7 protein-coding genes and 1 pseudogene are annotated in these 5,435 nt (G+C 59.4%); 4 read left to right on the top strand and 4 right to left on the bottom strand.

Going from position 1 to position 5,435, the window contains the following annotated elements:
• Window positions 1–134 precede the first annotated feature (134 nt).
• Window positions 135–1,490 (bottom strand): multidrug transporter subunit MdtD, encoded by a 1,356-nt coding sequence (gene mdtD, locus CINSTRO3249_RS12285; RefSeq protein WP_371441384.1) that lies wholly within the window; start codon window positions 1,488–1,490, stop codon window positions 135–137.
• An 820-nt stretch (window positions 1,491–2,310) separates the two neighbouring features.
• Between mdtD and CINSTRO3249_RS12280 the strand changes: the two genes are divergently transcribed.
• Entirely contained in the window at window positions 2,311–3,264 is a 954-nt protein-coding gene (locus CINSTRO3249_RS12280) for an aldo/keto reductase (RefSeq protein ID WP_074013491.1), read from the top strand.
• Here CINSTRO3249_RS12280 and CINSTRO3249_RS12275 read toward each other — a convergent pair.
• The gene (locus CINSTRO3249_RS12275) at window positions 3,261–3,440 is read right to left on the bottom strand and encodes a hypothetical protein (protein ID WP_074013490.1); all 180 of its coding nucleotides are present in this window, start codon (window positions 3,438–3,440) and stop codon (window positions 3,261–3,263) included. The two genes, CINSTRO3249_RS12280 and CINSTRO3249_RS12275, sit on opposite strands and share 4 nt — an antisense overlap.
• A gap of 76 nt (window positions 3,441–3,516) precedes the next feature.
• A complete protein-coding gene (locus tag CINSTRO3249_RS16710; RefSeq protein WP_125933183.1) occupies window positions 3,517–3,777 on the bottom strand; it encodes a hypothetical protein in 261 nt (86 codons plus the stop codon).
• Window positions 3,778–3,968: 191 nt separating this feature from the next.
• Here CINSTRO3249_RS16710 and CINSTRO3249_RS12270 point away from each other — a divergent pair, with 191 nt between their 5' ends.
• Genes CINSTRO3249_RS12270 through CINSTRO3249_RS12260 form a run of 3 tightly spaced genes read left to right on the top strand, consistent with a single transcriptional unit; the run spans window position 3,969 to window position 5,331 of the window.
• Window positions 3,969–4,676 carry an urease accessory protein UreD gene (locus CINSTRO3249_RS12270; protein ID WP_217265395.1) on the top strand — a complete coding sequence of 236 codons (708 nt, stop codon included), beginning with the start codon at window positions 3,969–3,971 and terminating at the stop codon, window positions 4,674–4,676.
• A 10-nt stretch (window positions 4,677–4,686) separates the two neighbouring features.
• Window positions 4,687–4,989 (top strand): urease subunit gamma, encoded by a 303-nt coding sequence (locus CINSTRO3249_RS12265; protein ID WP_074013489.1) that lies wholly within the window; start codon window positions 4,687–4,689, stop codon window positions 4,987–4,989.
• 15 nt (window positions 4,990–5,004) lie between these two features.
• A complete protein-coding gene (locus CINSTRO3249_RS12260) occupies window positions 5,005–5,331 on the top strand; it encodes an urease subunit beta (protein ID WP_074013488.1) in 327 nt (108 codons plus the stop codon).
• On the opposite strand, the pseudogene CINSTRO3249_RS16705 reads toward CINSTRO3249_RS12260, so the two are convergent.
• Window positions 5,326–5,435, bottom strand: a pseudogene (locus tag CINSTRO3249_RS16705) (IS110 family transposase); the annotation flags it as partial. The gene CINSTRO3249_RS12260 and the pseudogene CINSTRO3249_RS16705 sit on opposite strands and share 6 nt — an antisense overlap.

Genomic DNA, 5,435 nt, shown 5'->3' with positions numbered 1-5,435 from the left:
TGCTCATGCTGAGTTTCCAGCACTAGATTAACTGCCCGTTCACGGACTTCCGGAGAGTAACGTTTGGTCGTTGTCATAGAGACCTCCACTTTTAAAGTATAGACTCTAATTTATCCGGGGTGATTCAGAGCGCATCATGATCCTTCGCCGTTACGCTCGGCAAGCGTCGCGTTTTGGCCGGTATCCGCCGGTACGTGGGCGAAAACCAGCGCCGGCAGCGCGATGACCACCGCCATGCACAGGTAAGTAGCGATAAAGACTTCATGCATATTGGTGCTGCCTTCCAGGGTATGGGCCGGTACAAACAGGCCGAGCAGGATGCCGGCAATGGTGACCCCGAGGCTCATCGACAGTTGCATGACCATCGATAACAGACTGTTGCCGCCGCTGGCCAGCGTGTCCGGCAGATCTTTTAAGGTCAGCGTGTTCATCGAGGTAAAACGCATCGCGTTGACTACGCCCTGCAACAGCAGCACCACCGGAATCGCGTATAGCCAGCCCGCCAGCGCCACCAGCGGAAAAATCAGGTTGATCACCGCAAGCCCCAGCGTAGCGCCGGTGAGCACATGCCGATAACCGAAACGGTTAACAATCTGCACTATCAGCCGTTTAGTCCCCATGCTGCCGATGACCATTGGTATCATCATCAGCCCGGCGTGAAACGGGCTGAAGCCGAGCCCCAATTGCAAAAATAGCGGTGTCATAAACGGCAGCATACCGCTGCCGATGCGGCCCAGCAAACTGCCGGTCAGGCCAAGGGAAAAAGTGGGCGTATCGAACAGGCGCAGGGTAAAGAGCGCATTATCGTTGCCGCGCGCATGCAGGTAATAGCACAGCAGCGCCAGCACCCCGACCACCACCAGCGCCGTCACATTACCTAATGCGAGATCCAGGCTCTTATGCCCGTCAAGGGCCAGCGTCAGTGTCGCCATCCCCAGCGCCAGCAGCAGGAAGCCGCCAAAATCGAAACGCCGGGTTTGCATAGTGTAATTCGGCATCAGCCACCAGGTCACCATGGCGCCGATGATCCCCACCGGCAAATTGATAAGGAAAATCCAGTGCCAGCTGGCATACTCCACCAAAAATCCCCCCAGCGCCGGTCCCACCAGCGGGCCAATCTGGCCGGGCAGGGTGACAAAGGCCATCGCCGCCATATATTGCGCCCGCGGCACGATCTTCATCACCGTCAGTCGCCCGACCGGCACCATCATCGCGCCGCCGACCCCTTGCATGACGCGGGACATCACCAGCTCTTGCAGGCTCGTGGCACGCGCGCACAGTAGCGAGCCCAGGGTGAATAGTACAATGGCGCTGAAAAACACTTTCTTCACGCCGAAACGATCCGCCAGCCAGCCGCTGGCGGGCAACATTACTGCCACCGTCAGGACATAGCTGACGATAACGGAATGCATGCGCAGCGGGCTTTCGTTGAGGCTGTGCGCCATGGAGGGCAGGGCGGTATTGACGATAGTCGTGTCCAGCGTTTGCATGAAGAAGCCGAAGGCCACGGTCCAGAGCTGCCAGCGCACCGTGACGGATTGAACGGGCGAGGTGTGTTCTGTGCGGGGACGAAACAAAAGCCTGAACATAAAACGCGATTACCCCTCTTAGGACATGGGCGACGGAACGCCGGCGGTGCAGCTGCGTACAGAGTGTATCAAAAAAAATAGCCTTTGGCGGCAGGGGTGCCGCCCAGCGCGCTCGCGTTGGTGTTGCAGGTCCTGTTGCGCCGGCATCAGACTACGCCCTCAGCCGGTGGTCTGATGCCTGGTTGCAGACCTGGCCGTTTGCGCGGAAGAGCGTAATTGCGCTGTAAAATGATGTTAAGTGTAGCCAATGACGACAGGGGAAAAATGGAGGAAATAAGGAGGTCTTTCTTGGCGCGTCAAGCTCAGCGCTTTTCCACTGCGCGCTTGGCGTGGCCGGCTAACCCGTGGGGTCCCCACGCACTGGCCCGGTAGAGGACAGCCTTTACCGCTCGGCACGGCGCTGCTGCGCGGGGGGCATGTGGAGCGGTAATCGGCTGCTTTGACTTACCGCCGATGCGCTTACCGACTAGAAACAGGTTGTTTCCCGCCTGCCGCCGATACCGTGATGGGCTGGTAATAGGTTGTTTCACGATCTCCGCCGAAGCCGTGATTAGCTATTATAGGGTAACACCCCGGCGGGAGCGCATAGGGCCTCAATCGTCATCCGGGGGCGGTACCCGCTGACGCTAGGCCTGGCCGACGCCCTGCGCCGGGCGAAAGCGGTCTTGCCGGGCGACCCGTTCGCGCCCGGTGGGTGTCAACGCTCAATAAGGAGATTGAGATGGAACAAAGAACACTTGGCCGTTCGGGTCTACGGGTGCCTAAGCTGACTTTCGGCGGTAATGTCTTTGGCTGGACCGTTGATCGGCCTACGTCATTCAGTATGCTGGATGCGCTGTTGGATCATGGACTGAATTTTATCGATACGGCCGATGAATACTCCCGCTGGGCTGCGGGCAACCGGGGCGGCGAGTCGGAAACGCTGATTGGCGATTGGTTAAAACACAGCGGCAACCGCGATCGGGTCATCCTTGCGACCAAGGTCGGCATGCCGATGGGCGAGGGTAAAAAGGGGTTATCGGCGGCCTACATTCGACAGGCGGTCACCGATTCCCTTAGACGGTTGCAAACCGATTATATCGATCTTTACCAAGCGCACACTGATGACGCTTCCGTGTGCCTTGAGGAAACGCTAAACGCTTTCGATGCCCTGATAAGAGAGGGGAAGGTACGGGTGATTGGCGCCTCCAACTACAGCGGTGTGCGTCTGGCCGAGGCATTGCGGATAAGCGAGCAAAACGGTCTTGCCCGCTATGAATCTCTGCAGCCGGAATTTAACCTCTACGATCGGCGCAAGTTTGAGCAGGATCTACAACCGGTGGTGAGCGCCCATGGCATTGGGGTCATCAACTATTATGCGCTCGCCAGCGGCTTCTTAAGCGGAAAATATCGCGCGCCGGAGGACGCCGGCAAAAGCGCGCGGGGTGCCACGGTCATCGAGCGCTATCTCACCGCGCGCGGGCTGCAGGTTCTGCAGGCGCTGGACGCTATCAGCGAAGCCTATCGGGTGACGCCGGCCCAAATAGCGTTGGCCTGGCAGATGAGACATCCCGCCATTACCGCGCCGATCGCCAGCGCCACATCGCTGACGCAACTGGCGGAGCTGGCGCAGGCCACCCGCATAACGCTCAGCGACGAGGATTATCAACTCCTTGATGAGGCCAGCGCGGACTAGAACGGTTGTACCGCCAGGTCGGCAGAGGGTTCGCGGCCGTGTTTGAGCAAATGATCAAACGCTTTTTCCGCTCTGACAAGCGCTTGCAGGAATTCCGCCGGCGATAACCGCTCCGCACGGCCGGTCATATACGCCAGCGCCAATTCCTTTGCCTGATAACGGGGAAAATTATACATCACGCGCACCTGTCGACATTAAAGTAGAAACGGACCGGGCGCTCACATACTCCGCAGGCGGGCCACGGCAGGGTAATCACCCGTATAGGAAAACGGCTCTATCATAGCGCAGCGGCGGCGGCGTGGGATGGCTTATACGAATAGATTCAATCGTTAAAGCTGATGACGCCGCTGTTACAGGCACCTTAATCGCCCATTCAATATTCCCTTTTTTCACCGTTATGGTGCGTTGATTTCCAATGCGCGCGATTAACGTACGGCGGTTGCCACTTTTTGGTGCGTCGGCGTTGGTGCCGGCCGCGTCTGAGGTTCTTGTGCGCTGGCACAGAATTTGCATCCCGCCTTGCCATTAACGTATTTCCAGGATGTTGAACCGCATGCACACCCCGTCACCCGTCGCGTCGTCGCTTTCCGCCAGCCAGTCTGAGCCGGGATCCGCCGGCTGGGTGGGGGAGCTGTCGCTGGATTTCACCCAGCGCGACGGACGCACGCTGCTCAGCGGCCGCAGGCATCGCGGGCCGTTTACCCGTGCAGCGGCCTTTCTACCCCGAGGACGATTTGCCCCATGTCTATCTTCTGCATCCACCGGGTGGCGTGGTGGGGGGCGATAGGCTGCATTTAAATGTTACCCTGGGCGCCGGCAGCCGGGCGCTGCTCACCATGCCCGGCGCCACGAAATTCTACCGTAGCGCCGGGGCGCAGGCGGTGCTCACCCAGCATTTTACCCTTGGCGCCGACAGCGCGCTGGAGTGGTTGCCGCAGGGCAATATTTTCTTCCCCGGCGCCCGGGTAAAGATGCAAACCGAATTTTCCCTGGCCCCGGGGGCGCGGCTTATCGGCTTTGAAACCTTATGCTTTGGCCGGCCGGTGATGGCTGAGCGCTTTAGCGAGGGTGAGCTCGATGCGCGGTTGCACATTGGCTTGCCTGCCTCTGCAGGGCTTATAGAGCGGCTGCGCGTGACGGGGCCTGCCCTGGACAAGCTTGGCGGTTACCCGTTGAGCGCGACATTGTTAGCCGCCCCGGCGGATGAGGCCATGCTGGCGCTGACGCGGACGCACATTGCGGCGGCGGGGGTGATAGCGGCCGGGGCCACGCTACTGGATGAGTTGCTGGTGGTTCGCGCGCTTGAGGATGACAATCAGCGGTTACAGGGAATGCTGCACCGGATGTGGTCTGCATTACGCCCCGGCATTATGGGACGCAACGCCGTGGCGCCGCGTATCTGGTCGACGTGAGGAATTTGGCATGCAATTGACACCCCGAGAAAAAGACAAGCTGTTGTTGTTTACCGCCGCGTTATTGGCGGAGCGCCGGCGCGCGCGCGGTCTGAAGCTGAATTATCCCGAGGCGGTGGCGCTCATCAGCGCGGCGATACTTGAAGGCGCGCGCGATGGCCGCACCGTCGCCGAGCTGATGAGCCTGGGACGGGAGGTATTGACCCGCGAGGAGGTGATGGAAGGTGTCGCCGAGATGATCCCGGATGTGCAGGTAGAGGCAACGTTTCCTGACGGCACCAAACTGGTGACGGTACATGACCCGATAATCTGATATGAGAACAGCGCAATGATCCCAGGTGAAATGCGTATCGCCCAGGGCGATATCGAACTGAACGCCGGCCGTCCGCGGGTCACGGTCACCGTCGCCAACCACGGTGACCGCCCGGTCCAGGTCGGCTCCCATTTCCATTTTTACGAGGTCAACCCGGCGCTGAAATTCGACCGCGCCGCGGCCCGGGGTTTCCGGCTGGATATCGCCGCCGGTACCGCGGTGCGTTTTGAGCCAGGCCAGTCGCGGGATGTGCACCTGGTGGCCTACGGCGGCAAACGGGAGGTGTATGGTTTCCGCGCGCAAATCATGGGCAAACTGGAGATACCGTCTTGCTCATCATGATGCAAGAGCTATATTTTCATCGAAGGGTATTCCAGATTTTAAGACACCATAAGCTAATTGGAGTAATTTTCGCATTGCCGCGCAGATGCCTACTTTACCTCCTT

Source organism: Candidatus Sodalis sp. SoCistrobi (assembly GCF_900143145.1).
Classification (GTDB): Bacteria; Pseudomonadota; Gammaproteobacteria; order Enterobacterales; family Enterobacteriaceae; genus SoCistrobi.
The sequence above is the reverse complement of the archived record's forward strand: the minus strand, read 5'-3'. Positions and strand labels throughout refer to the sequence as shown.